Raw genomic sequence first — 25,843 nt, 5'->3', positions numbered from 1 at the left:
CGACGAGGAACGCCCCACGGACAAGGCACGCCCCACGGACGAGGAACGCCCTGACGATGAGTGACCCCCAAGCCCTGCTCGTGCCGGTCGAGGTCTCGGCCATGGCCGCCACCGACAAGCTGACCAACGCGAGCGCGGACCCCTTCTACCGATGGGTCCCGAAGTTCTACAAGCGCGAGCGGCCCGCGAACCCGGAGCCGGAGCCCTTCATCACCACCTCCCTGAAGGGCGACGCGGCCCGCGGCGTCTACCTGCACTGGCGACTGCCGGACGCGCTGCTGCGCGGGCGGCTCGACCTCAGCACCGGCCGGGGCCCGGCCGCCTTCCCCGTCTTCCCCACCATCCCCAACCGTTGGCTGGTGCTGCGCCACTTCCGGCCCACGGACACCGGCGCTCCGCTCCCCGCGGCCGGCGGCTGGCTCGTCCACAGCGACTACCTGGACGCGTCGAAGGGCACCGTGCCCTACCTGCACGACAACAAGGCCACCAAACTCGGCACCAGCACCGACCTGGCCGCGCAGGACTGGACGGAGCCCGCGAACCCGCCAACGCCCTTCCTGACCGCCGCCGGCCCCGGACTGCCGGACTTCCCGGTCTTCCAGCCGTACAACGCCGACGTGCTGTCCTTCCACGACCCGCTGACCGGGCTCGTCACCACCGACGGCACGATCAGCTACCTGGTGGCCGGCTGGCACTCGGTGGAGGGCGAGGACCCGCTCTCCGTCCAACAGATCAAGAAGCTGCTGGACTTCCGCGGCGAGTACGGGCACCACACCACCGACCAGGCCAGGTTCGAGGCGGCGCTGGCCGCCCTCGGCTGGCAGTGCCCGGCCGGCACCAAGCCCGTGCACCGCTCCCTGTACGTCGGCACCGCCCTCGGCCTCGCCTGGCGGGTCGACGACCTGCCCGAGTCCGACCTGCCCACGGACCCCAAGGGCGCCCTGACCGTGGCGGTGGGCAACAGCGCCGCCGACGCCCGCTCGGCCCTGCGGGAGGGCGCCACCGCCGAGGACCGGCTGCTCCTGGAGGCCTTCGACCACGGCGTCCTCGACGAACTCGACGACGCCCTGACCGACCACGGGCGCGACATCATGGACGACGCCGCGCACCGGACCTGGTTCGCGCCCTCGCCGGCCGGGTTCAGCTGGCAGATCGTGAACCGCCCGGGCTCCCAGCCACCCCCGACGCCCCCGGCCGAAGCCGCCGCCGAGCTGGTGTGGCTGGCCCAGCTCAACGCCCGCCAGCGGAAGTTCGACGACGGCCTGCGGCGACTCGCCGAGCTGCGGCAACGGCTCTACGACCTGTGGTGGTGGACGTACGACCGCAAGAAGGAGAGCGAGGAGTTCAAGGCCTTCAAGGCGAAGAGCACCATCCAGCTCGACCCGGGCAAGGACGGCCTCGCCAAGGAGACCAGGGCGCAGCAGGAGCTGTGCTTCGGGACGGACGGCAAGGGCGGGCTCCGCGCGGCGATCCCCTGGGGGAACACACCCTCCGACCTGCAGACCGGCATCGACACCTACCGCCGGGACCACAAGCTGTCCACCGGCAAGCCCCTCGCCGCCCACCGCGAGATCAAGCGGACCCCGGCACCGCCCTACCAACGGCCGACCGACCCCGTCGTCCTGATCAGCGGCAAGGGCGCCCGCATGACGGCACCCCGCAGCGGTCCACTGCCCTGCCGCACCGAGAAGCGGCTGCTGAAGGCCGTCGCACTGGAGGGGAGCACCCCCGTCACACCGACGAAGGTTCCGACCGCCCCCGCCAAACTCGCCTCCGTCACCTCGCCGCTGACCTGGGCGCCGGTGACCGCCCTGCTCACCCACTTCGCCGTCCTCGAGGAGGCGGCCCGGCTGGTCTGGCCCACCGGCAGCCCCGACCACCGGCCGCGCGGCCCGCTGCACCTGCTGAAGCACGGGGGCAAGGCGCTGACGGTCACCGATCGCGAGGGCGACGCCGGGGTCTGGCCCGAGTACACCGACCTGTGGCGCCAGCCCTGGCAGCCGCTCTACCTGCTCTGGGCGGTGCGCTGCCACCCACTGCCCTACCGGACCGGCAGCGGGAGCACCGCCGCCACCCACTGGACCTTCGACGGCCGGGCGCACCACTGGGCCGGCGAGGCCCAGAAGCCCGGCCAGACCGTCAAGGGCCGCTCCCGGCTGTCGGCCCTGCCCGGGTTCGCGGTGCGCGGCAGGGCCGAGGAGTACATCAACCGCTACGTGACCGACAGCGCGCTGGCGAAGACGATCCGCGCTCAGGCCGACTCGGAGCACAACCGCAACCAGATCTCCCAGTCCCTCGACGGCCTCGACGCCTGGCTCGCCCAACGCAAGTCCGCCCACCACTTCGACCCGCTCGGCGGTACCGGCAAGGCACTGCTGACCACCGAACCCGTCGTCGCGAACGCCGAGACCGCCGCCTCCCTGCGGCACTTCGACCCGGTGCGCTCCGCCCAGTTCGTCATCGAGGAACTGACCCTCGTCGACCAGTTCGGCCGCGTCTGCAAGGCCGTCAACGAGACCACGGCCGGGCAGGTCCACCCCCGGCGCTCCGCCGCCGTCCGGCCCGACCCGGACCCGGCCCACCCCGGCAAGCCGCTGGTCGCCGACACGGCCGTCGCCGGCTGGGAGTACCGCTTCGTCCAACTGCCGCCCCGGCTCCACCAGCCCGCGCGCGCCCGCCTGGAATGGCTGCGCCGCACCGACGACGACCAGCCCGTACCGGTCGACGTGCTGCCCGTCGACCCCGCGCACAGCCCGGTGTGCGGCTGGCTGGTGCCCAACCCGCGGGAGCACTCGCTGCTGGTGTACGGCAGCGACGGCGCCGGCCTCGGCGAGCTGCACGTGGCGGGCCCCGCCGGCGCCGAACGCGTCGACTGGCTGCCGCTGCCCGGACCCCGCTGGCTGACGCGCGAACAGATCACCGCCACCCCCGACACGTTCACGGCCGCGCACCCGCACCTCGGCGGCCTGCTGCGTTGGCTGCTGAAGAAACCTCAGGGACAGGGCTCCGCCGAGGGGCCGCCCGCCTTCCGCGACCTGCTCGCGGTGATCGACCTCGCCCTGCACACCATCGCGCCCCCGGGTCAACACACCGACCCGCACTGGACGCTGCTCGCCGGGCGGCCGCTGGCCCTGGTCCGGGCGCGACTGCGGATCGAACTGGCCGCGCCGCCGCTGTACGACGCCACCTGGCAGCGACTGCCGGTGGGCCCACAGGCCGACGACGGCAACGTCCTGCGCTCGGCGCGCTGGCCGGTACGGCTGGGCGACGCGCACCGGGCCGGCGACGGCCTGGTCGGCTACTTCACGACGGACCCCGCCGAAGGCACCAGCAAGTCCACCCCGTACCACCGGCTGTTCACCGGACACCGGCCGGCCGACCCGGAGTCCTCGTTCCCGGTCGCCATCGACGCGGCGGCCGACCCGCGCGTCCTGGCCGCCCACGCCGAGGACTCCGCCGCACCGCCCGCCGCCGACACCGCCGCCTGGGCCACGCTGCTGATCGACCCGTGGGCCGCCGTACACGCCCACAGCGGCATCCTGCCGGTCGTCGCCGCCAAGCTGCCCGAGACGTTCGTACGCGGGCCCATGGCCACCCTGTCCCCCGCGCTGCGCACCGGCCCCGTGCTGGCGAGCCTGCTGCCGGGCGGGACGGTGCCGGGTGACGGGAAACCGTCCGGACCGTCCGTCGCCCTGCCCACCTCGGCGGCCTGGCAGGGCGTCTGGTCCTGGGCGGAACGTACTCCCCCGGGCCACGCCGGCCCCTGGGCGGACCTGCCGCTGTCCGACACCAACAGCGGCGCCCACCCGCCCGGCAGCGTGCCCGTGGCACGCACCGGATTCCTCGCGCTCACCCTGGAACAGCAACCGAAGGGCACGACGTGACCAGGACCGCCACCGGCGCCGCCACCACCGCCGCCCATCGGCTGGCCTGCGTCCTCGACACCACCACGGACGGCCTGGTGCACACCGGCGAGGCCCACGCGGCCGTGCCGAGCGCGCTGCGCCTGACGGTGGGCAACCCCGGCACCGAGACACTGCGGTGCGAGCGGATCACACTCTCCCTGCCGGTCGGCGACGGGCCCGACAGCCTCACCGCCGACCTCGGGCGGCTCCGGCTGGCCGAACCGGCGGGCGGCTGGCGGCTGCAGTCCACCGGGCCGTCCCAGGTCACCGTTCTGCCCGCCGCCGACGCCGGTACCGACACCGGTACCGGCGAGCTGGCGGCGGGCGAGACCCGCACGCTGCTCCTCGAAGGGCTGGCGCCGCACGACTCCGTGGGGGCCGTCGCCCTGGGCAGCACCGTGCACTGGACGGCCGTCGTCGGCGGGGGCACCGGCTCGGCCGCCGACACCTTCATCGTGACCAGGACCGACGTGCAGAGCCTGCTGAAGAACTTCCGGCCGAAGTGCTCCGGCATCAAGAACGGCGAGTCCGTCGAGATCAGCTGGAAGGGACTGCCGGAGAAGGACCGCCCGGTCTACCGCCTGTACTTCGACATGACGGAGATCAAGGCGGACGAGAAGACGTACATGGACAAGGACGGCAACGGGACGTACACCACGCCGGCGCTGACCAGGACCACGGCGTTCATGATGCTGGTCAAGTACAAGGGCACCGACTACGGGTGGACCATCGCCGTCACCGTCTCCGAACCCGACCTGACCGTCGGACAGCTCACCAGCAACGGCGTCGTACAGCTGTGGGGCGTGCCGACCACACTGCTCGGGGACACCTCGGGCGCCACCTCGCCCTTCACCAGGACGTACGAGACCGCCGAGACCGACGGCCTGATCGCGGCACGGCTGGACTGCGAGGAGGACGGGAAGGCCGTGGACTTCCACGCCTCCGTCACCTCCGGCTCACCCGCCACCACCCGGACCACCTCGGCCTGCGCCCGCGTGGCCGAGTCACCGGAGAACGTCCTGGTGCCCGTGCCCAAGGGAGCCAGGGTCACGCTGGGAATGAGGGCCGAGGCGGGCAGCTACGGCGGTCAGATCACCTGGTTCCCGCTGGGCACGGGCCGGTTGAAGAGCGAGTAGAGCACGTAGAGCAAGTAGCGAAGCAGACATCCCGACGAGGAGAGGACCGACCGCACATGACCGGCATCACCGCCGCCCTCAGCCTTCCGGCGTCCAGCGCGAACAAGGCGACCTGCTACCTGTTCCAGGGCACCTGGGCCGCCCGGTACGAACAGAACGGCGTCGCCTGGGAGTTCAGGAACCCCTTCGACCTGCCCCAGCACCTCACCTGGTTCTGGCCGGGCCTGGCCGGCACGGCCGGGCACCGCCCCTACCCCGCGGTCTTCGCCGCCAAGGGCGAGATCTACTTCCTGCGCCCCGACCACCTGGTCCGCTACAACATCGCCAAGAACGAGGTGCAGAGCGAAGCCGACGCCAAGCCGGAGAACACCTTCGACGTCGAGGAACTCCCCGACGACTTCCTCACCGGGCTCAGCGGCGCGATGGACACGCCGAAGGGCGTCTACCTCTTCAGCGGCCCGCGCTGGGCACTGTTCAAGCTGCAGGACGGCAGCCTCAAGAAGCACGGCACGCTGGAGAGTTCCCTGCCGAACGGCGTCGACGCCGGCTGCTGGCCCGACAAGTCCGCCAACGGCTACCTCTTCTCCGGCGAGAAGTACCACACGTGCACCACCGACGCCGGCGGCACACTGACGGCCGCACCCGGAGGAGCCATCACCGACCTGTGGCAGCACGCCCCCCTCAAGCGCCCGCTCGCGGACATCTACGCCTCCGGCCTGGGTATGCAGCCCGTACGCTTCCGCACCGCCATCGACCTGAGCACCGACACACTCCCCGGAAAGTCACCGATCACGGCGAAGGGCACCGTGATCAAGGGCGCCGACCTGAGGGCCACGGGCGACCGGTCGAGCTGGAGCATCTCGGGCGACGGCAGGCACGGCTTCCTCGTCAACGACACCAGGATCGTCGCGGTCGACCTGGCCGAGATCACCGGCGACGACCCGGTGATCCGGACGAAGAACATGGACAAGACCCTGTGGGACTGCGCGCTCAGCCGTGACGGCGAGCACCTGTGGACGGGCGGCTTCGAGACCAGGAAGCGGCAGAAGATGCTGCACCGGGTCGACGTCGGCAAGGTGGACTCCCAGGACCTCACGGTGACCTCGTACGACGTCCTGGGGGCGGTGTTCGGAGTCGCCCTGTCAGCGAAGAGCGACAAGGTCTACCCGGGTGTGCTCACCGAGACCAACAGCCTGCAGGTACCGGTGACGAACACCGTCGACGGCTCCCTCATCAACACGCTCTCCGGGGACAACGGGTTCGGCAAGCCCCTCGTGGCCGTCAGCGCGGACGGCGGCACGGTCGCGCTCGTGGTCGGCGACGGCGGCGGCTCGGTCAAGGCGTTCAAGGGGCAGGACGCACCCAGGACGATCCCGGTGGGCAACCAGGTGTACGGCCTGGCCGTGACGCCGGACGGCACCCTGTTGTGCGCGGTGGCCGCCAAGGACAAGTACTCCGCGGCCGTCGTGGACCTGAGCACGGCCACCGGTGAGGTCCGGCACATCGAACTGCCCGGCATCAGGTACCCCCGCGGCGTGGCCATCGACCCCAACGGGCGCTACGCCTACGTGGCCGGATACGTCTCCTCGGACTCCGGCAGCAAGGCGCGGCTCTGGGTCATCGACCTCCCCGTGGCCAAGCACTGCGCGACCGTCGAGGCCGACTGGGGATCGACGGAGACCGAGATCGACGACGTCGAGATCGCCTGGCGCTGGGAATAGCCGGACCACGACAAGCCGGACCACGACAAGCCGGACCACGACGAGCCGGACCACGACGAGAGGGCCCGCCCCCATGACCGACGACCAGCCGCTGCTCGCCTACGCGGCGCCCACCACGCCCTCACCCCTCCCGGTCTCCGTCGCGGGATCCGAGCCCGCCAAGGGAAGCCTGACCGTCACGGTCACCAACAGCTCGGACGCGGAACTCACCTGCAACTCCATCACCCTGGAGCTCTCCCTGGGAGAGGAGGCCGGCGACTTCACCCCGGTCCACAGAGCGGGTGGCATCAAGATCGACCACTCTCCCGGCTGGGCCGTCGAATGGGTGGAGGACGAGCCGGGCATCGCCACGGCGAGCCCCAACGACCAGGGCTCCGCCACCGTCCAGCCCGGAAGTCCGTCACTGTCCTTCGAACTGTCCAACATCGCGGTGAACACCGCGGAAGGGGACGCGAGACTCTCGATCGAAGAGGATCTAGAGGACGAGAACGGCGACAGCCGGACCGGACGAGTCGTCCTGTACTGCACGAAGGGGCCGTCAGGGCTGACCCTCGCCGACTTCCGGCCCCTCCGGCAGGTCGTGCCCACCACCGAGGACGCCGAGGTGGTCTGGCAGTTCACGCCCACCACCGGCAGCACGGTGGAACTGGAGTACTTCGACGCCGGAACCGGCAAGCCGAAGACCGTGGACGTCACCGGCAGCCGCAACCACAGAGTCCGGCTGTACCAGGACACCACCTTCGCCCTGCACGCCTACACCGGCGACAAGGACGCCCCCACGTTCGACTACTGGCTCTTCACCTTCGTGACCGTCTCCGAACCGTATCTGACCACCAAGGACCTGACGGTGGGCGGCGCCCTCTCCCTCCTCGGCCGGCGACAGCCGCACCCGACACAGGTGGAACTCGCGCCGCCACCCACGACCACCACCGTCAGGACCCGGAAGAAGTTCCGCGCGCGGACGGACGGGCTGCTCACCGGTTCGCTACGGACGTTCTACAGACACACCAACGCCAAGCTGACGGTGACCGTGGAACCTCCGGACGCCCCCGACACCGAGCCGCACGTCGCCCAGATCCACTGCGACGGCAGGGTGGACAAGCGGGTGTACGCCCCGGGACCGAGCCTGGCCGTGCCGGTGCCGAAGGGCAGCACGGTCACGATCAAGTGGGACCTGGTCAAGTCCGCCAAGTTCACCGAGCCGGAGAACACCTTCCTCTTCGCCGCGGACCTGCGGTGGCACCCCTTCGGGACCGGTGACCTGGTGCCGCTCTGACCTGCGGCACGAGTCGGCTCCGGCCACCCTCCGCGCCTCACCCGGATGGACTGCCAATGCTGCGGGCACGCACGACCAAGAGCACCGTCGACAGCAGGGGCCATCGATGCCCCACGGCCGGAGCCGCCCAACGTGAACCCCGTGGTTCGTTGCCGGGGAAACGCCTTACGCGGCCCGAGACCGCTCAGCGACGGCCGACCGCACACCCCCACAGGCAGTCGGCCGCACCCACCGCAACGCATGGCCGCAGCAACGCGTGGCTGCAAGGAGACGAGACGACCACGCAGGACCACAACATCGCCCCGGACGACAAGAAGAGCAAGATCGCCAGGATCTACACGGTGGCCGGAAACGGAAAGACCGGCTATTCCGCGCCGCTTCCCTGGCACACCATCATGGCGGCCTTCACCAACACCAAGGACAGTGAGGTCCTCACCCTGGAGATCGAGCGCGCGGTCAACAAAATCGACCAGACGCTCACCACCGGACAGCCCGGGAGGACCTTCACCGTCAAACACGGTGTGCCCTTCCAGGTCACCGTGCGCCGCGAAACCACCGTCCTCGGCCAGCCCGGCTCGCTGTACTTCAGGTATGACGCCGACACCGACAAGCTGAGCTTCGACGCGAAAGCGAGCCAACTGCCCGACGGAGTGACGTGCGACGACAGCTCCGGCAAGAACTTCTTCGGCTTCCTCTGGCACGGCCAGGGATGAGGACGAGGGGGCCCCGCCCGGCGGGCGGGGTCAGCCGAGGTCGAAGGTGTTCGGCAGGCCGAGGCGGTAGCGGGCCTCGTCGACCAGCTTGAGGGGCTCCAGCTCCGGGGGCCGGAACAGGCCCCGGATGTGGCAGCGTTCGGCGGTCGAACCGTCCGCGTCCAGCAGGGCGTTGACGGCGCGGCGCGCGGACTCGTTGGCGCCCTCCATGGTGGCCAGGTCGACCTCGGTGCGGACGTAGTCGCCGGCCAGGAAGAAGTTGCCCACGGCGGTCGTGGCGGAGGGCCGGCGGTAGAGCGTTCCGGCGGGGTGGACGAGCAGCTGCTCGCGGTTGGCCGGCGCGGGCCCGCCCAGGCCGGTGACGGCCGGGTCGAGGAACCACGAGTGCACGTCCGCGTCCGCCGGCCACCCGGCACCGGGCCGGTCGAAGGCCCGCCGGCACTGCGCCCAGACCTCGCGGGCCACCTCCTCGCGGGTGCACTCCTTGGCGGTGCGGCCGTAGAGGATCCCGGGCCGGTCCCACTCCGAGACGCAGACCGACAGGCAGTCACGCACCGTTCCGTCGCCGTAGGCGACCGCGAAGTCCCGGTCCCAGAACTGCGCCTGGCCGACCGCGGTGAGCGACCACGGGGAGTCCAGGCAGACGGCGTGGCCGTGCACCAGCCGCACCGGGCGGCGCAGGTAGAACTGGATGCCCGTCATCCAGTCCGTGCCGATCGCGTCGCAGCGCGCCAACTGCGGGTCGGCGGCGCGCAGTTGCGGACCCCAGGTGGCGCGGGCGTGCTCAACCGGCAGCGCGCTGAGGTAGTGGTCGGCCCGTACGGTCTCGGGGGCGCCGCCGCCGGCCGGTGCCACCCGGACCCCGGTGATCCGGCCCGCGGCGTACAGCACCTCCAGCACCTCGGTCCCGGTGCGGAACTCGACGCCCAGCGAGGCGAGATGGGCCGCCCACGGGTCGATCCAGGCCTCACTGGTGGGGCCGTTCAGCACCCGGTCGGGCTGTCCGTCGCCACCGCGCCCGAGCAGGCCGTTCAGCAGAAAGGCCTCGACGACGGTGCGGGCCACCGTACGGGTACTGGCCTGCTCGGCCCGGGTCGCGACCAGGTCCCGGGTCAGGCCGACCCCGAGCAGGCGCTGGTAGTCGTGGGACATCCGCCCGGCCCCGATGAAGTCCCACCACGGCACCCGCTCCCACTGCTGCTCGCGGCGCAGGTCACAGCTGGTCAGGTGGACCAGGAGCCGGTCCACGAAGTAGGCCAGCTCGTCGGCGGGCAGGTGCAGGACCTCGTCCAGAGCGCCGGCCAGGATCCGCCGCAGGGCGTCCGGGGCGAGGTCGCCCAGGTCGAGCGGCCGGGCGAGGGACCGGAACGGGAGCAGCAGGCCCGGGCGCGGGGCGTCGAAGGCCAGCAGCGCCTGGGTGGCGTCGCGCAGGTTGTCGTGGACGCCGCCGGGGTTACCGGGGACGGGGATGCGGCGCAGGGTGTCCGGCAGGTTGCGGTAGAAGCCGGGGAAGAACCGGAAACCGTGCTCCCCCGGCAGCGCCCGCCGGCCGCCGGCCGCACTGCCCGGCACGTCCATGCTCCGGGCCTTGCCGCCGAGCGCGCCGTGGTACTCGTACACCGTCACCCGGTAGCCGCGCTCGACCAGTTCGTGCGCCGCGCTCAACCCGGAGACCCCGCCGCCGAGGACCGCCACGCTCCGCCCCGGGCCGCCCCGGGCGCCGGTGCCCACCGCATGCGGGAGCGCGGCAGCCGCCTTGGGCGCCACGGCCATGGCGCCGCCCAACGAGGCGGCCCCAGCAAGAAACTGACGCCGCGTCTGCTCTTTCGCCGCGGCCTCCGGCAAGCCTTCCGCCAACCCCATGCTGCGCGCACCTCCCACTCCCTGGCCGCCCCGAACGGCGGGCGCGACCCCCGGTGTGCAACGACCGGGACCGCCGCCGGTCACCCGTCACCGGTCCGGGTGCGGGTCCGCGCTGTTCGCCACCGGGCCGGACGAGCCTCAGGCGGTCCGGCCGGCACAGGCCGCGGTGGTCACCAGGGTGGTGAAGGCGACCTCGGAGGCGTGCTGCCCGACGGGGTCGTACGGGTTACGGGAGAGCATGATCTGGCGCTGCCCGGTGTCGTTGCCGAGCATGACACTGCTGTAGCCGATGCCGTCGACACGGTGGCCCCAGAAGTCCCCGCACGGGGTGGGCGTGCGCTCCAGGCCGAGGCCGTAGTCGGCGCCGCGTCCGAGGCCCGTGGAGTGCTTCATCTCGGCGAGTTCGGCGGGTCCGAGGAGCCGCCCGGCGGTTCCGGCCGCGCCCTTCCAGAGGGTGCGGCCGTCCTCGCTCACCCGACCGAGCGCCGCGGTGGCACCGCCGGGCGCCACCACTGCCCGCAGGCCGGCGTCCAGCTCCGCCCGGTCGACCCGTCGCGACGGGTCCGCCGCCGCGCCTGCGGCGGTCGCGCGGCCTGTGGCCTGCGTGTTCGCCGCGCTCGCCGTCGTCGCCGCGTTCGCCGCGTTCGCCGCCGGCACTATGCCGGCCACCAGGCCCGATCCCGTCCCCGCGCCGCCGTACGGTTTACCGTCCCGGACGAGGAGGTACCGTTCGCCTGGGAACGGTCTGCTCGGGCGGTACGGGGAGCGCTGCGTGGGCCGGAGGCACCCGAGCGGAACTCTCGTCGAGGGGGCAGCGATGCCGACGACCGCCACCACCGGCAGGCCCGGCGCCGGCGAACTCGGGCGCCGGGAGCGCGAGGTGCTCCACGCGGTCGGCTGCGGGCTGAGGGACGACGAGATCGCCGCCGCGCTGGCCACCTCCGAGGACGCCGTGGCCGCGCACCTCGCACGAATCCTCGGGAAGCTCGGGCTGCGCGACCGGGCCGCCGCCATCGTCCACGCCTTCGACTGCGGGCTGGTCGCCCCGGGCCGCGGCCCCCGCGCGCAGCCGGTGCGCCCCGCGCCGCGGAGCGCCGCGAACGGGACGGCCGGACCCGCGGCAACGGCCGGGTTCACGGCAACGTCCGGGCCCGCGGTGCGGATCGCCGTGCTCGGACCGCTGCGAGCCTGGCGGGACGGTCGTTCCCTGGACCTCGGGTATCCGCGCCGGCAGGCCGTGCTGGCGGCACTGGCGCTGCGCGGGGGCCGGGCCCTGAGCCGGCAGGAACTGCTGGACGGCGTCTGGGGGTTGGAGCCACCGGTCGCCAATGTGGTGCCGGTCCACATCTACCGGCTGCGCAAGATCCTGCGCATCGGGGACAGCCCTGACTCGGTGATCGAGCACGACCGGGGCGGCTACCGGCTGGTCTCCGGCGCGGCCGAGGTGGACCTGACGCGGATGGAGGATCTGGTCACCGCCGCCGGGACGGCCCACCGGGCGGGCGACCAGGCCGAGGCGGTCCGCCTCTGTTCCCAGGCGCTGGACCTGTTCCGCGGGGAGCTCCTGGCCGGCCTGCCCGGCCCGCTCGCCGAGCTGGAGCGGCTGCGGCTCGCCGAGCGCCGGATCGCCGTCGCGCAGCGGAAACTGGAGTGGCAGCTGCGGCTGGGCCGGCACGCGGAGGCCGTCGACGAGCTGTTCGCCCTGTCCGCGGAGCACCCGTTGAACGAGCTGGTGGCGGCGATGCTGATGCGCGCGCTGTACAGCGGCGACCGACGGGCGGACGCCCTGGCCGTGTTCGACCGCGCCCGCCGACGGCTGGCCGACGACCTGGGGGTGCCGCCGGGCCGGATGCTGCGGCAGACGTACCGGATGGTCCTGCGCGGAGACGACGCCGGTCCCGACCTCACCGGAGTCGCCAGGTGAGGTCGGGTCGGGCGACTCGGGCGACTCGGGCGACTCAGGACGCGAAGGCCGTCTCCAGCCGGGGGATCAGGTCCCGGAGGTCCTGCTCCCAGCAGCCGCCGTTGTGGCCGCCGTCGCACTGGCTGCCCCAGGTGGAACCGTCGTTGTAGTCGACGTAGTGGTAGGGCATGCCCAGGGCGTCCATGGCGTCCTTGACGTGCTTGGCGGCGCCTTCGAGCCAGAACTCCGGTTGGGTGACCACGCCGCGCCCGTTGCCGACGTAGACGGAGACCCCGACTCCGGCGAGCCGGTCCATGTGCCGGGACGGGGCGACCTCGTTCCACCGCCAGTCCGCGTTGAGCACCGGATAGGGCGAGCCGAACAGGGCGTCGCTGTCCACGGCGGGCCTGTACGGGGAGTTCGCGGAGTCGCAGGAACCCGAGGACAGGCCGCAGATCACGCCCTGCCCGTCGACGAGGGAGGCGACCACGGCCAGCCTCAGGTCCATGGAGTCGATCGAGAGGTCGATGTCTCCGGACAGGGAGGCGGTCTGGCTGAACAGTTCGGGGTGGTCCTGGGCGTAGTGGAAGGCCCCGAAGCCGCCCATGGAGACCCCGGCAACGGCCCTGGCCTTCCTGGTGGCGACGGTCCGCAGGTTGGCGTCGATGAACGGGATCACCTGGCCGAGGTGGAAGTTCTCCCAGTTCTGGGCTCCGGCCGGGGTGTTCTGGTCCCGCCAGTTGGCGTACCAGCCGCGGGCGCCACCGTCCGGGATGACGGTGATCATCGCGTTCGAGGTGGTCAGCGCCGGGTAGGTCTGGTTGAGGGGGTTGTCGGGCGAACCGTGCAGGAAGTACAGCACCGGGTAGCGCCTGGCCGGGTCGTCGTCGTAGCCGCGCGGCAGGATGATCTTGAGGTGGTGCCTGCCCGCGACCTCGGGTGTGGTCACGGTGAGGTAGAAGTCGGTGGGCCCGCCCACGGCGGGGGCGACCTGAGTCAGGCCGAACCCGTCCGCCATCGGCGGCGGCGCGCCGGTGCCGCCGCCGGCCCTCGCCACACCCACCGCCGTACCGGCCGAACCCGTCGCCGTACCCGCCGTCGTGGCCACGGCCAGGGCGGCGGCCACCAGGGCCACCACCAGCCGCCACCGGCCTGCTGTCCTCGTCGCGGTGTTCACGGTGTTCCCCTCCATGAGCCGGCCAACCGAAGTCACCGGACGACCGTCGCAGCGGTCGATGACATCCCGATGACGCCTGCCGCCCGGGTCCACCGGTTTGCGTCGATTGACTGACGTATCGTCATACATGCGTCCGATCAAGGGAGTTCGGACGCGTCCGCCCCGGGGTGAGGTTCGGGATTCCCGCCACGCGGCCGGTGCGGTGGAGCTATGGTCGGCGCACCGACGAAACGCGTCCTGACGCGTGCTGCGAAGGAGCGAGCATGGTGGGCATGGAGCTGGCGGTCGGATTCCTCTTCGCGTGGGCGGTGCGCAAGGCGAAGCGGGTGGCGGGCCGGGTGGACACCGAGGTCGACCAGGCGCTGGACGCCGGGATGGACCGCCTGCACGAGGTGGTGGCGGTCCGCCTGGGCACCGACCCGGCCCTGGAGCGGATGATCGAGGAGGCCGATTCCGGCCTGCCCGAGCCGACCGACCGTACCCGGCAGCGGCTGCGGCTGGCCCTGGAGGAGGCGGCCGAGAACGACACCGGGTTCGCCGGGACGCTGCAAGAAGCCGTGGCGGAGGTCCAGGCCGCCGAGGCCGCCGCCGGTCCGGCCCACGGCGGGAACACGATGACCGGGAACACCTTCCACGGGCCGACCGCGATCGCGGTCGGTGACCACAGCCGCCAGGAGAACCACTTCGGGGCCTCATGACCGGTGCGGAGCCGGGCAGCGGACCGAGCCTCGTCTTCTACGGCCCGACCGCGATCCTGTCGGGCGCCAACAGTGTCCAGAACAACTACTTCACCCTGCGCTTCCCCGATCGGCTGGAGACCGCGGCGCAGCAGCTGGGAAACGTGGTGCTGGCGCAGTGGCGGCAGGAGGCCGCCCTGCGCGGCCTCCACGGGCCGGAGCCGATCCCCGTCCGATGGTGTGCGAGGCCCGGTGGGGAGTTCGGCGACCACCCCGACCTGACGGCGGGTCCCACCGATCCGGCCGGTCCCGCTGATCCGGTCGATGCCGCTGATCCGGTCCGTCCCGCTGATCCCGCTGATCCCGCTGATCCCGTCGAGGGAAGCATCGCGGACCTGGCCTCCTTCGCCGGCGCGTTCCTGCGCCTGCCGCAGCGCAGGTTGGTCGTGCTGGGCGGGCCCGGCAGCGGCAAGACGACCCTGGCCGTGCTGCTGGTGGTCGAACTGCTGCAGCGGATGCGCGAGGGCGAGCCGGTCCCCGTCCTGCTGCCGCTCGCCTCCTGGCGGCCCCGGGTGGAGCACCTGGCCGACTGGCTGGACCACCAACTGCTGCGCGAGTACCCCTACCTGAGCCTGGAGACGGCCCGGCTCCTGCGCCTCGGCCGACGCATCCTGCCCGTGCTCGACGGGCTGGACGAACTGCCCGCCGCCGAACAGTCGGTCGCCCTGGACAAGCTCAACGCCCTCGAGGACGGAACCCCCCTGGTCCTGACCTGCCGGACCGAGAACTACGCCGCGGCGATCGGCTCCACCGAAGTGCTCCGCTCGGCCGCCGTGGTCGAGGCCGAACCGCTGACCGCCGAGGAGGCCGCGCGGTACCTGCTCAGGAGCGCCACGCCCCAGCACCGGCACCGCTGGCGCCCGCTCGCGGACGCGCTGACCGGGGACCCGTCCTGCCCCGCGGCCGAGGTCCTGACGGTTCCGCTGATGCTGTGGCTGTGCCGCACCGCCTACCAGCGCCCGGCCCCGGACCGGCAGCCCGGCGACCTCGCCGACCGGTGCCTCTTCCCCACCCCCGAGGCGATCGAGAGCCACCTGCTGGACTCGCTGGTCCCGTCGGTGTACCCCTCCGGTCCGCTGCCGCCGCCCCAACCCGGCCGCAGGGCTTCGGCCAAGTGGTCGCGGGAGGAGCGGAACCGGGATCCGGAACGGGTGTCCCGCTGGCTCGGCTTCCTCGCCCGGCACCTCGAACGGAACGGCCGTCCCGACCTCGCGTGGTGGGAACTGGACGGCGCCATGCGGCTGGTGCCGCGCATGCTCCTGACCGGGCTCCTGACCGGGGCCTGTGTCGCCCTCGTCATCGGCGCCCTGGACGGGGCCGTCGCCTTCTACGGCAACGGGGACGGGCCCGCACGCGACCTCACGACCAGATTCGCGGACGGGTTCACCATCGCGGTGCTGGACGGACTGATCAACGGCCTTCCGGCCGTCCTGGTCTCCACCCTCGCGCACGGGATCGCCTTCGTGCTCCGAGACGGGGCCCTGCAGCCGTCGCGCGTCCGGATACGACTCGTCGGAAGGACGGCGGGAGCGGGTGCCAGGTCCGGCCCCGAGATCCTCGCGCGTGCCGGGATCGGGCTCGTGGCAGGGCTGGTGGCCGGGGCCGGGGTCGGCCTCCTGCAGGGGATCGGCAGAGCCCTGGCCTCGGGGGATGCGGCGTGGTACAGGGTCGGACCGGTGTACGCCGCGTTCTTCGGTGCCGTGTTCGCCCTCGCCGCCGCGCTCACCGGGGCGCTGATGGCCTGGGTCGAAGCCCCCGTCACCATCGCGTCCGCCCCCGGCCCCCGCGACCTGCTGGATCTGAACCGCAGGACCGTGCTCCTGCAGTGGCTCATGGTCGCGCCGGTGTTCGGATGCCTGGTCGGGCTCGGGAGCCGGCCCCTCCTCGCCCTCGTCCACAACTCCCTCTGGGGCATCCGGCTGATCTGGGATGCCGGGTACGCGCTCAGGTTCGGAGTCCTCGCGGCGTTCGCGATCGGGCTCGGCACCATGCTGAGCCTGACCGCGTGGGGCCAGTGGACGGTCCTCGCGCGGACCTGGCTGCCCCTGACCGGACGACTGCCCCTGGCGGCGATGACGTTCCTCGAGGACGCCCACGAGCGGGGCGTCCTGCGCAAGGTCGGCGCGGTCTACCAGTTCCGCCACGCCCGGCTCCGACAGCACTTCGCCCAGGCACCGGTCCGGCACAGCCGGACTTCATCGCACCATCGGACGACCTGACGAACCTATCCATCACGCCGGCCGGGCGCTAAGCTGCGGGCTTCCGAGCCGGCACCTGACGGGCCGTGCCCCGGTTGGCACTTCGGGCCGCCCCTCACCCGGATCCCGCCAGCCGCGGTGCATCCCGTCCTCTTCGGTGCCGGGGACTCTGAAGGGATCCGAAGGAGGGGCGGATGGAGTCGTATCTCGCACGGGTGGTGCGGTCCGGCAGACGCCGGGCCGACGTCTTCTCCCGCGGCTACCGGCGGGTGGCCCCCGTCGTACTGCGGGCCAGCGTCGGGCTGGTGTACCTCTGGTTCGGGGTACTCAAGTTCATCCCGGGGGCCAGTCCCGCCGAGGACCTCGCCACCCGCTGCATGAGCCTGCTGACCCTCGACCTGGTGCCGCCCGGCGTCTCGCGGCCGCTGCTGGCGGTCATGGAGGTCGCCATCGGGGCCGGCCTGGTCACCGGGCTGCTGCTCCGCGTCGTCCTGGCCGTGTTCTTCGTGCACATGGCCGGAGTGTTCGCGACGCTCGTCCTGCTGCCGAACGACGTGTGGGTGCACGGCGTCCCGCCCGTCCCGACACTCGAGGGGCAGTACATCCTCAAGAACGTCGTGCTGATCGCGGCCTGCCTGACCGTCGCCACCCGGGGAGAGGAGCGGACGCGGTCCGGCCCGGCCTTCAGCCGGGCGCCCGAGCCGGCCCCGCACGACGACGGCCGGCTCGCCGCCGTCACCCTGGCGGCCGCCGCGGCTCCCGGCCCCCGCGCGTCCGCCGTCGACCGTCTGACCTTCTCGCGGCCCGGCGCGTAGGGCCGGCCGGCTCGGCGGGTGACCGGCGTGCCCTCGACCGTTCATCCGTCACCTCCGCTGCGCCGAAGTTCCCGGGGAAGGCGAAAGGCGATCCGGCGCGGTGGCATCCCGCACGCGCGCCGGCGTGACTGAGAGGGCGGACGGATGTCCGGAATGACCCGACGGAGGCTGCTGGGATCGGCGGCCGGTGTGCTGGGGACGGCAGCGGCGGCGAACCTGCTGCCGCCGAGTGTCCAGCGGGCGGTGGCGGCGGGGGTGCCGAGGGCCGGTTCGCTGCGGGACGTGGAGCACGTGGTCCTGCTGATGCAGGAGAACCGGTCCTTCGACCACTACTTCGGCACGATGGCCGGCGTCCGCGGCTTCGCGGACCCGCACGCGCTGCGGATGGAGAACGGGCGCTCCGTGTTCCACCAGCCCGACAGCGCCAACCCGGACGGCTACCTGCTGCCGTTCCACCTGGACACCCGCACCACGAGCGCGCAGGCGATCCCGTCCACCAGCCACGCCTGGTCGGTGCAGCACCAGGCCTGGAACGGCGGGAAGATGGACCGGTGGCTGCCCGCGCACCGGGCCGCCGACGGCGTCAACGGCCCGTACGTGATGGGGTACTACACCCGGGAGGACATCCCCTTCCAGTTCGCCCTGGCCGAGTCGTTCACCATCTGCGACAACTACTTCTGCTCGGTCCAGGGACCGACCTGGCCCAACCGGCTGTACTGGATGACGGGCTCGATCGGCGCCGACGGCGGCCAGGGCGGCCCCGTCACCAGGAACTCGGCACCCGAGCCGCTGACCTGGAAGACCTACCCCGAACAGCTGGAGGCGGCCGGCGTCAGCTGGCAGGTCTACCAGGAGGCCGACAACTACGGCACCAACGTGCTCTCGCTCTTCAGGAGCTTTCAGCAGGCCGCGCCCGGCAGTGCGTTGCACCGCAAGGGCATGACGGCCCGGCCGGCCGGCACCTTCGAGGACGACGCGCGCAACGACCGGCTGCCGGCCGTCTCCTGGATCCTGCCGACCAGCCACCAGTCCGAGCACCCGGACTACCTGCCCGCCGCCGGTGCCGACTACGTCGCGTCCAAGATCGAGGCGGTCGCGTCGAACCCCGAGGTCTGGGCGAAGACGGTGTTCATCCTCGACTACGACGAGAACGACGGCCTGTTCGACCACGTGCCGCCGCCGGTGCCCCCGGCCGGGACCCCGGGCGAGTTCGTCGACGGCCTGCCGATCGGCGGCGGCTTCCGGGTGCCGTGCATCATCGTCTCGCCCTGGACGGTGGGCGGATGGGTCGCCGGTGAGGCCTTCGACCACACCTCGGTGCTGCGGTTCCTGGAGCGGTTCACCGGGGTCCGGTCGGCCACCGTCACCGACTGGCGCCGCCGCACCTTCGGGGACCTGACCTCGGCCTTCCAGTTCCATCGCGGCGTGCGCCGGGCCCCGGCGCTGCCCGCGACCGCCGCGCAACTCGAACTGGCCGAGTACGAGGTGGCGCACTATCCGGCGCCCACCCTGCCGGGCGCGGGCCAGCAGTTCCCCGTCCAGGAACCCGGCAACCGTCCGCACCTGCCCCATGGACCCCACGGGCCCCGGTAGCGCTCGACCGCTTTCGGCCCGGGGCGGGGCCCGGGTCTTGATCCGGGTCCGGACCCGGACCCGGGGCTCGGCTCGCACCGTGCCGCAGGCGTGGAAGCCCCTCGGTTCGCGGGGTGCCCGATCGTCAGTAGGCGGCGTTGGCGCGGTCGTTGAACCAGTCGGGCAGGCTTGCCCACCATTCACCCGCGCCCGCGTCGAACGTCATACCGTCGCCCGACAGGTGCACGACCTGCCCGGAGTAGGCGGCCCAGCTCCTGAGCGAGGAGACCTTGTGGTTGACCAGGACCGGGAAGACCGTCCAGGTCCCGATCTTGAACTCCCAGCAGTCGCCCGAGTAGTTGTAGTCGGTGAACACCTGCCCGTACCCGGCCTGCCCGTAGTGGGTGCAGTTGCCCGCCGCGTGGGCACCGGGCACGGCGGCGCCCAGCGCCGCCACGGTCGCCACGGCGACCATCCCCGCCTTGAGGCGGGGCAGTTTGAACGTCCGGGGCATCTCGGTCCTCTCGTGACATGGTGTCTGCCACAAGTGATGATGACGACGACGTCGGGCCCGCGACCAGTGGGAGGCCCGTACCGGTAGGAGTTCGTGATCCGACTTCGGCGGTTTTCGGACGGCTCTCCGGCCCGGTGTCGGCTCCCCGCCATCCGCAGGTGCCGGCCGGCCGGCTACGAGTCGGTGAGAGCGCCGTCGCTCCCGGCCTGGACGACGCTGGTGCCGAATCGCCACGCATCGATGTCGCGATAGCGGATCGGCCCGGGGCCACGGCCGATGTTGCTGCCGACCAGGTGGAGACGTTCGGTCCACCACGGCCGGCCCACGAACCCGGTGAGACCGGCCGCGGCCAGCGGAACGCTGACGGCGTCGTCGCGGCGGGAGCGTGCCAGCGTCAGATGGGGGCGCAGCGGCCGCTCCCTGAACTCGATTCCGCAGGACCTGACCAGGTCCCGGACGTCGGCGGCGAGCAGGTGCAGCTGCTCCAGGTCTCCGTCGATCCCGCTCCACAGCAGTCGCTGGTCGAAGTGGCCGCCGCCGCGCAGGCGCAGGTTCAGGGCGGGATGCGACGCGGCCGCACCGGCCAGCGCCGATCGCAACGGCGGCACCGCCGTGGACGGCAGCTCGCCGAGGAAGGCCAGGGTGATGTGCCAGTCCTCGATCCGGTTCCACCGCAGTCGCGGGTAACCGGCGTAGGCGGGTTGCAGGGCCCGGGCCAGCTCGTCCTTGGCGTCGTCGGGCGGAGCCAGTGCGATGAAGACGCGCAGGGTCGAGGGTTCGGGGTGATCGTCCACGAGGGGGGAGGGTAGCCGAGGGCGGGTCGACCGTGCTCGCTCCTGCCGGACGGGGCCCGGGCCCGGCCGTGATTCGGCTGGAGGACGGCCTGTCGACCCGGACCACGTCCTGCGTGATCCCGGGCGACGCCGGTAGGCCGCCGCCCGGGCGACGGTGGGCTGAGTAGATCAGCTCAGTAGATCAGGTAACCCGGACGGTGCCCTTCGTCGTCGATCTCCCCGGTGGCCTGGGTCCGCAGTTTGTGGGCCAGTTCCTCCAGGGCCCGGGAGGCCGCGACCTCCTCGCCGATCCTGGCGAGCGGACGGTCGTCCGCGCTCTTCGTGGACTCGCCGTGCGCGCTCAGGCCGGGCGCCCTCGCGCCGGTCAGCCTGGCCTCGCACGTCGTGTGCACGCCGTCTTCGTCGAAGTTCAGCTCCACGTCCCACTGGTTGTGCATGCCACACCTCCTGGCGGCGGCCCCCGTCGCGCTGTCCGGACCGGCACGGACGGAGACCCGCGGCGGCCGCTCTCACCAGCGTGCGCCTGCCCGGCCGATGGCGGCAAGCGCTGCCGGGGGCGCCCGGCGCCCGCCGCGCCGTGTCGTCGCGCGACCGGCCCGGGCACCGGCCCGGCGGTAGGCTGACGGGAGCGGCCGCGACGCCCGACCCACCCCTCGGACTCGTCGGCGCGGCGCGGGCAGCGACAACCTGGTGGTCCCTCCGTGGCGGTCTTCCTCCTCGCTCTCAGTGCGGCCTGCTGTCTGGGGCTCGGCTTCGTCCTCCAGCAGCACGCGGCGCAGCGAGCCCCGCGTTCCGATCTGCTGCACTGGCGGCTGCTGCTCGACCTGATGCGGATGCCGCAGTGGCTGCTCGGCACCGGGTTCATGGTCAGCGGGCTGATCCTCTCCGCGCTCGCCCTCAACCAGGGCGAGGTATCGCTGGTCGAGCCGCTGCTGGCCACCAATCTGATCTTCGCCATGGCGCTGGCCCGGGTGTTGACCCGTCAGACCCTGGGACGCTCCGGCTGGGCCGGGGTGCTGCTGCTGGCCCTCGGGGTGACGGCCTTCATCGTGGCCGGGCAGCCGACGGGCGGCGGGCCGCTCGCCGGGGAGCTGCGGCACTGGCTGGTGGTCGGAACGGTGGTCGGGCTGGTCCTGCTGCTGGTCTCGATGGCCCGGCGGCTGCCGCTGTTCGAGGAGGCGACCCTGCTGGCGCTCGCCGCCGGACTGCTCTACGGCCTCCAGGACGCGCTGACCCGGACCACCACCCAGCGCCTCGACCACGAGGGCCTGGCCGCGGTGCTGCGCAGCTGGCAGCCGTACGCGGTGGTGGTGGCGGGGGTGGTCGGGCTGCTGCTGGTGCAGAGCGCCTTCGAGGCCGCGCCGCTGCGGATGTCCCTGCCGGCGCTGACCGCCGCCCAGCCGCTGGCCGGGATCGCCTGTGCGGTGGGCTTCCTCGGCGACCGGTTGCGGGTGACTCCGGCCGCGCTGGCCTGGCAGGCGGCCGGGATGCTGGCGATCGTGGTCGGGGTGATCGTGATCGGCCGTCATCCGGCGATGCCCGGAACCGCCCGCGACACCCTGGAGAGCATCGGGGCGTTGCCGGAGGAACCGGAGAAGGTCAAGACGGAGGAGAAGGCGGAGGAAGCGGCGGGAGAGAAAGCGCAGGACGAGGCGCGGGGAGACGCGCGGGGAGACGCGCGGGGCGGGCCGGAGGAGAAGCCGACCGGCGATCCCCCGGAGAGCGGCCGCCCCGGGAGCAGCGGTTAGGCCGCGATGTGCTGAAGCGCGCGGGCGGACGCCGTGGCCGGCGGGGTGGTCGCACTCGCGGGGGTGGCGTGCCTGGTCCGTGCCCACCGGGCCGGCCGGCCCGAGCGTCTTCCGCTGGCCGCGCTCCCCCCGGTGCTGGGCCTGCACCAGGTGATCCCGTGTTCGTTCCCGCCGCCGTGTGGTGCGCGACCAGCGGGCCGCCCCGCCGGGTGCGCGCCGCACTCACCCTGCCCGGTGCGGCGGTCGCCGTCCCGCTGGCCGTGGCCGTCGTGTCCCGCCCGGTGACGGCCACCGTGCGCGGCCACACGCTCGGCTACGCGGTCGGCGTACCGAACCCGGCCCTTCTGCTGGCCGGTTACCTCCTCGCCACCATCGGCTGCTTCCTGGTGAGCGGCGACCCGCTGCTCCGCCGTCTCGGTCTCCTCACCGGTGCGGGTGCCGTCGCCTGTGCTTTGCTCCGGCGCCTCGCCTTCGTCTCCACCTGGTGTGCCCTCGCCGTCCTGGCCAGCCCGGTGCTGCTTCACTGGGCGGGCCATCGCCCGGCGGGCGCGCCCGCCCCCGCCACCGGCCGGGCCCGTCAGCCGCGCCGACGGGCGGCTTACGCGCTGTGCGCCGGTTCCGGCTCGGCCGCCGCACCGTCCGCGCTGCCCGCCTCGCCTGCGCCACCCACGTGCCCACGGAGGCGGTCCATCTCGCGCCACTCGGGGCGCAGCCCGGCCAGCGTGGTGGTGGCGAAGTACAGGGCTCCGCTGACGATCAGGCTGGGTATCAGCCCGACCATGGCGACCGCCGCACCGGCGACCAGCCCGCCGAGCGGGATGCCGGCCCAGGCGAGGGAGCCGCTGAGGGCCTGGACGCGGCCCAGCAGGTGGCGGGGCACTCGCTCGAAGAGCACCGCGCCGAGGATCGGGTTGAGGAAGCCCGCGCCGAAGCCGCCGATCGCGAAGACGGTGATCACCAACCACATCGGCGCGCCGAGGGCGAGCACCAGGAAGCGCGGTACGCCGCACAGCAGGAAGCCCGCGAAGAAGACCGTCCGGCGGGGCAGCCGGGAGGCGACGGCCGCCGCTATCAGGCTGCCGACGACGGCGGTGGCGCCCATGACGGCCGCCATCAGGCCGATGGCGGCCGGGCCGTTGCCGGACTCCCGCGCCCAGACGGGGACGAGAACGGTGGTGAAACCGGCGTCGATCAGGTTGGTGATGCCGACCATCACGGTGACGGTGAGCAGCAGCGGCTCCGAGCGCAGGAAGGTGAAGCCCTCGCGGAACATCCGCCAGTAGCCCGCGGGCTGCTCCTCCGCGGCCGGGTCGGCGGCAGCGGCGGGCACCGCCGAGCGCCCCATGCCGCGCGGGAGCGCGACCGCGATGATCAGCGACCCGAGCGCGAAGGTGCCCGCGTTGACCGCCAGCCCGGCGAGCGGGCCGACCAGGGCGACCAACCCGCCGCCGACCGCCGGGCCGACGGTGGAGGCCAGCCGCTCGGCGACACCCGACAGCCCGGTGGCGCGCTCCATCGGCACCCGGGCGCGGTCGGCCGCCTCCGGGACCATGACGGACTTGGCCAAGTCCCCCGGGCCACGCATCGCCCCGATCACCGCGACCATCACCAGCAGCACCCAGAACGGGAGCAGCCCCTGCGCGTGCAGCAGCGGGATCAGCCCGGCCGCGACCGCGCTGACCGCGTCCGTCGTCCAGGACACCGTCCGCGGCCCGAGCCGGTCCACCAAGGGCCCGGTCAGTGCCTTGACCGCCACGTACGGCGCCATCTCGGCGAAGGCGACCAGGCCCGTCATGGTGGCGCTGCCGGTGGTGGCCAGGACGAACCAGGGCAGGGCGATCGCCGAGACGCGGGTGCCCGTCACCGAGACGACGGAGGCGGTCAGCACCCCGGCGAGCGGGCGGAAGTTGCGCCCGGGTTCGTCGGTGGCGGTTCTCGTGGTGGTGGTGCTCGTCATGTGGTTCCCCCCTCGTCGGTGTCGTCGCGCACGTCCGGCAGGACGTGGACGACGACGGACACCTGCTCCGATCCCTCCGGGACCGGCCCCTCGGCGCCCACCCAGCGGTAGCGCCGTATCACTTCGCTCAACTCGCCGGACAGCTGCTCGGCCTCGGCGGGCGTCAACTGCAGTACCAGATCGCTCAGGTTCACCGCCTTGCGCCAAGGCCGCGGCATCGCCTCGAAGGCGTCCAGCGTGCGCTGGGCCGCCAGGGTGTGCGCGGCCAGCACGGACCGCAGGTACCCGGCGGCCTCGCCCAGCTGCTCGTCCGCCATGTCGTCCACCGTCCAGACCGTGAGCCGGTGGGCCGAACGCCACCAGCGCTCGCGGGCGTTGCCGCGCCCCTCGTCCTCCTCGACGAAGCCCGCGGCGGCGAGCTGGCGCAGGTGGTAGCTCGTCGCGCCGGAGTTGATCCCCAGCTCCGCGGCGAGCCGCGTCGCCGTGGAGGGGCCGTACTTGCGCAGCAGCCCCACCACCCGCAGACGTACGGGGTGTGCCATCGCCCGCATGCTCTCGGCGGTGAGGGCGACGGCGCGCTGGTCGTCGCTGTGCTTCCAGCCGTGCTCTTCGGTCATGGCAGGAGACTAGAACCGCAAAGAGTTCTTTGCAAAGGGTTTTTTGCGAAGAACTCTTTGCGGTTCGGCTCTGCGGTTCGACTCTGCGGTTCGACTCTGCGGTCCGGCTTCTGCGGTCCGGCTCCGTGCGGTTCGTCGAACGGGACCGCGCCCGGGCTCCGGCCCCGCCGGTCGGCGGGTACCCGGCCGGCCGCTCGGCGGGGGCCCCGGGACGGACCGCGGACCGGAGCGGGATTGTCACCCGGGCGGCCGAGGGCGCAGGCTGGCAGGAAGGGCCCGGAGGTCGGCCCGCCGCGGTCGGCCGCGGATCGGATGACGGCCGCCGGGGAGCACGAGGGGCAGGGCGATGGCACGCGGGAGGCTCTGGGGCTACGTCGCGTCGGGAGCCCGGGCGCTCGGCGCGCTCGGCGGCACCGTCGGGGCCGTCGGGGCGGGCGGCACCGGACGCCGGGGCGGGCCCGGACGGGTGGGCGCACGGGCGAGGGCCGAGGCCGAGGAGGGCCCCGGCCCGTACTCGCCGGGCGCGCCGGCCGCGCCCAGGGCGCTCAGCCGCACCGAGCTGGAGCGGCTGCGGTGGACCGGCCGGCAGGAGGGCTGCGAGCCGATGGCCCGGCACGTCCAGGTGGCCGAGGTGCTCCGCCGGGTGGTGCGCGGCGGCGACCGGGCGGCGGCCGTGACGGTGCGGGTGGCGCCCGGACTCCCGGTGGTGGCCGGGGACGCCCGCCGGCTGGAGGCCGCCGTCGCCGGCCTGGTCGACCACGCGATCCGGCGCAGCCCGCCGGGCGGCCGGGTGCTGGTCCGGGCCGACGTGGCGGGCGGCGCCTCCGTGCTGCGGGCGCCCGGCAGGACGGCGGAGACCCTCGGCCGGGTGGAGATCCGGGTCTCCGACCAGGGCGCCCACGAGCCCTCCGAGGCACGCGCGTGGCTGATCGGGGGCGGGCGGGCGGACGGCCCGGTGGGGCCCGCCCTGCGGAGCCTGGTGGTGGCCTCGGGCGCCCGGCTCGCGGTGGAGCCCACCCCCGGCGGCGGGCTCACCGTCATCCTGCTGCTGACCGTCGCGTACGACTGACCCCGGGACGACCGACGACCGCGACCCCCCTGTACGGACGCCCCCGGGAGTCCGCCCCCGGGAGACCGGCCCCGTACGACCCGCGGAGTACCGCCAGCCCACCTCCGCTCCACCCGGCGGAGCGCACA

Annotated in this window: 19 protein-coding genes and 2 pseudogenes; 13 read left to right on the top strand and 8 right to left on the bottom strand. The window is 73.1% G+C overall.

Annotation, left to right across the window (positions count from 1 at the left end; genetic code table 11):
• Positions 1–56 precede the first annotated feature (56 nt).
• The 5 genes from ACGF0D_RS19025 (at position 57) to ACGF0D_RS19005 (ending at position 8,751) form a co-directional block, all read left to right on the top strand.
• On the top strand, positions 57–3,884 hold the full coding sequence (locus ACGF0D_RS19025; protein WP_392917628.1) for a hypothetical protein: 3,828 nt from the start codon (positions 57–59) through the stop codon (positions 3,882–3,884).
• A complete protein-coding gene (locus ACGF0D_RS19020) occupies positions 3,881–5,041 on the top strand; it encodes a hypothetical protein (RefSeq protein ID WP_392917626.1) in 1,161 nt (386 codons plus the stop codon). The genes ACGF0D_RS19025 and ACGF0D_RS19020 overlap by 4 nt, the downstream gene beginning before the upstream one ends.
• 56 nt (positions 5,042–5,097) lie before the next feature.
• Positions 5,098–6,762, top strand: coding sequence for a YncE family protein (locus tag ACGF0D_RS19015; protein ID WP_392917624.1), 1,665 nt, complete (start codon positions 5,098–5,100; stop codon positions 6,760–6,762).
• A gap of 73 nt (positions 6,763–6,835) precedes the next feature.
• Positions 6,836–8,038, top strand: coding sequence for a hypothetical protein (locus tag ACGF0D_RS19010; RefSeq protein ID WP_392917621.1), 1,203 nt, complete (start codon positions 6,836–6,838; stop codon positions 8,036–8,038).
• A 56-nt stretch (positions 8,039–8,094) separates the two neighbouring features.
• A complete protein-coding gene (locus ACGF0D_RS19005) occupies positions 8,095–8,751 on the top strand; it encodes a hypothetical protein (protein WP_392917619.1) in 657 nt (218 codons plus the stop codon).
• A gap of 30 nt (positions 8,752–8,781) precedes the next feature.
• On the opposite strand, the gene ACGF0D_RS19000 is transcribed toward ACGF0D_RS19005, so the two are convergent.
• On the bottom strand, positions 8,782–10,524 hold the full coding sequence (locus ACGF0D_RS19000; RefSeq protein WP_392917617.1) for an FAD-dependent oxidoreductase: 1,743 nt from the start codon (positions 10,522–10,524) through the stop codon (positions 8,782–8,784).
• A 228-nt stretch (positions 10,525–10,752) separates the two neighbouring features.
• Positions 10,753–11,283, bottom strand: coding sequence for a hypothetical protein (locus ACGF0D_RS18995; RefSeq protein WP_392917614.1), 531 nt, complete (start codon positions 11,281–11,283; stop codon positions 10,753–10,755).
• A 148-nt stretch (positions 11,284–11,431) separates the two neighbouring features.
• Here ACGF0D_RS18995 and ACGF0D_RS18990 point away from each other — a divergent pair, with 148 nt between their 5' ends.
• Positions 11,432–12,538, top strand: a complete 1,107-nt coding sequence (locus tag ACGF0D_RS18990) for a BTAD domain-containing putative transcriptional regulator (protein WP_392917611.1) — start codon at positions 11,432–11,434, stop codon at positions 12,536–12,538.
• Between the two features lie 34 nt (positions 12,539–12,572).
• On the opposite strand, the gene ACGF0D_RS18985 is transcribed toward ACGF0D_RS18990, so the two are convergent.
• Complete coding sequence (locus ACGF0D_RS18985) at positions 12,573–13,694, bottom strand: alpha/beta hydrolase (protein ID WP_392917608.1); 1,122 nt, start codon at positions 13,692–13,694, stop codon at positions 12,573–12,575.
• A 263-nt stretch (positions 13,695–13,957) separates the two neighbouring features.
• On the opposite strand from ACGF0D_RS18985, the gene ACGF0D_RS18980 reads away from it, so the two are divergent.
• The 4 genes from ACGF0D_RS18980 to ACGF0D_RS18965 all read left to right on the top strand — a co-directional run bounded on the left by ACGF0D_RS18980 (position 13,958) and on the right by ACGF0D_RS18965 (position 19,037).
• On the top strand, positions 13,958–14,392 hold the full coding sequence (locus ACGF0D_RS18980; protein WP_392870317.1) for a hypothetical protein: 435 nt from the start codon (positions 13,958–13,960) through the stop codon (positions 14,390–14,392).
• Entirely contained in the window at positions 14,389–16,650 is a 2,262-nt protein-coding gene (locus tag ACGF0D_RS18975; protein ID WP_392917605.1) for an NACHT domain-containing protein, read from the top strand. The genes ACGF0D_RS18980 and ACGF0D_RS18975 overlap by 4 nt, the downstream gene beginning before the upstream one ends.
• A gap of 173 nt (positions 16,651–16,823) precedes the next feature.
• Entirely contained in the window at positions 16,824–17,444 is a 621-nt protein-coding gene (locus ACGF0D_RS18970; RefSeq protein ID WP_392917602.1) for a DoxX family protein, read from the top strand.
• A gap of 144 nt (positions 17,445–17,588) precedes the next feature.
• On the top strand, positions 17,589–19,037 hold the full coding sequence (locus ACGF0D_RS18965; RefSeq protein WP_392917599.1) for an alkaline phosphatase family protein: 1,449 nt from the start codon (positions 17,589–17,591) through the stop codon (positions 19,035–19,037).
• A gap of 124 nt (positions 19,038–19,161) precedes the next feature.
• Here the strand turns inward: ACGF0D_RS18965 and ACGF0D_RS18960 are convergent, their stop codons facing one another.
• The 3 genes from ACGF0D_RS18960 to ACGF0D_RS18950 form a co-directional block, all read right to left on the bottom strand.
• Complete coding sequence (locus tag ACGF0D_RS18960) at positions 19,162–19,530, bottom strand: hypothetical protein (RefSeq protein WP_392917596.1); 369 nt, start codon at positions 19,528–19,530, stop codon at positions 19,162–19,164.
• A 173-nt stretch (positions 19,531–19,703) separates the two neighbouring features.
• Positions 19,704–20,324: an RNA 2',3'-cyclic phosphodiesterase gene (thpR, locus tag ACGF0D_RS18955; protein WP_392917593.1), complete on the bottom strand. Its 621-nt coding sequence runs from the start codon at positions 20,322–20,324 to the stop codon at positions 19,704–19,706.
• 173 nt (positions 20,325–20,497) lie between these two features.
• Complete coding sequence (locus tag ACGF0D_RS18950; RefSeq protein ID WP_392870299.1) at positions 20,498–20,761, bottom strand: dsRBD fold-containing protein; 264 nt, start codon at positions 20,759–20,761, stop codon at positions 20,498–20,500.
• 264 nt (positions 20,762–21,025) lie between these two features.
• Here ACGF0D_RS18950 and ACGF0D_RS18945 point away from each other — a divergent pair.
• Both ACGF0D_RS18945 and ACGF0D_RS18940 read left to right on the top strand, forming a co-directional pair.
• Positions 21,026–21,865: pseudogene (locus ACGF0D_RS18945) on the top strand (DMT family transporter); the annotation flags it as partial.
• A gap of 240 nt (positions 21,866–22,105) precedes the next feature.
• A pseudogene (locus ACGF0D_RS18940) lies at positions 22,106–22,569 on the top strand (DUF6629 family protein); the annotation flags it as partial.
• Positions 22,570–22,670: 101 nt separating this feature from the next.
• Here the strand turns inward: ACGF0D_RS18940 and ACGF0D_RS18935 are convergent.
• Both ACGF0D_RS18935 and ACGF0D_RS18930 read right to left on the bottom strand, forming a co-directional pair.
• Positions 22,671–24,029 carry an MFS transporter gene (locus ACGF0D_RS18935; RefSeq protein ID WP_392917590.1) on the bottom strand — a complete coding sequence of 453 codons (1,359 nt, stop codon included), beginning with the start codon at positions 24,027–24,029 and terminating at the stop codon, positions 22,671–22,673.
• Positions 24,026–24,646 (bottom strand): helix-turn-helix domain-containing protein, encoded by a 621-nt coding sequence (locus tag ACGF0D_RS18930; RefSeq protein ID WP_392870293.1) that lies wholly within the window; start codon positions 24,644–24,646, stop codon positions 24,026–24,028. Before ACGF0D_RS18930 ends, ACGF0D_RS18935 begins: the two co-directional genes overlap by 4 nt.
• Positions 24,647–24,992: 346 nt before the next feature.
• On the opposite strand from ACGF0D_RS18930, the gene ACGF0D_RS18925 reads away from it, so the two are divergent.
• Positions 24,993–25,715: a sensor histidine kinase gene (locus ACGF0D_RS18925; RefSeq protein ID WP_392917587.1), complete on the top strand. Its 723-nt coding sequence runs from the start codon at positions 24,993–24,995 to the stop codon at positions 25,713–25,715.
• The last annotated feature ends 128 nt before the right edge of the window (positions 25,716–25,843 follow it).

The sequence above is a fragment of the Kitasatospora sp. NPDC048298 genome, from assembly GCF_043201465.1.
Taxonomy (GTDB): Bacteria; Actinomycetota; Actinomycetes; order Streptomycetales; family Streptomycetaceae; genus Kitasatospora.
The sequence above is the reverse complement of the archived record's forward strand: the minus strand, read 5'-3'. Positions and strand labels throughout refer to the sequence as shown.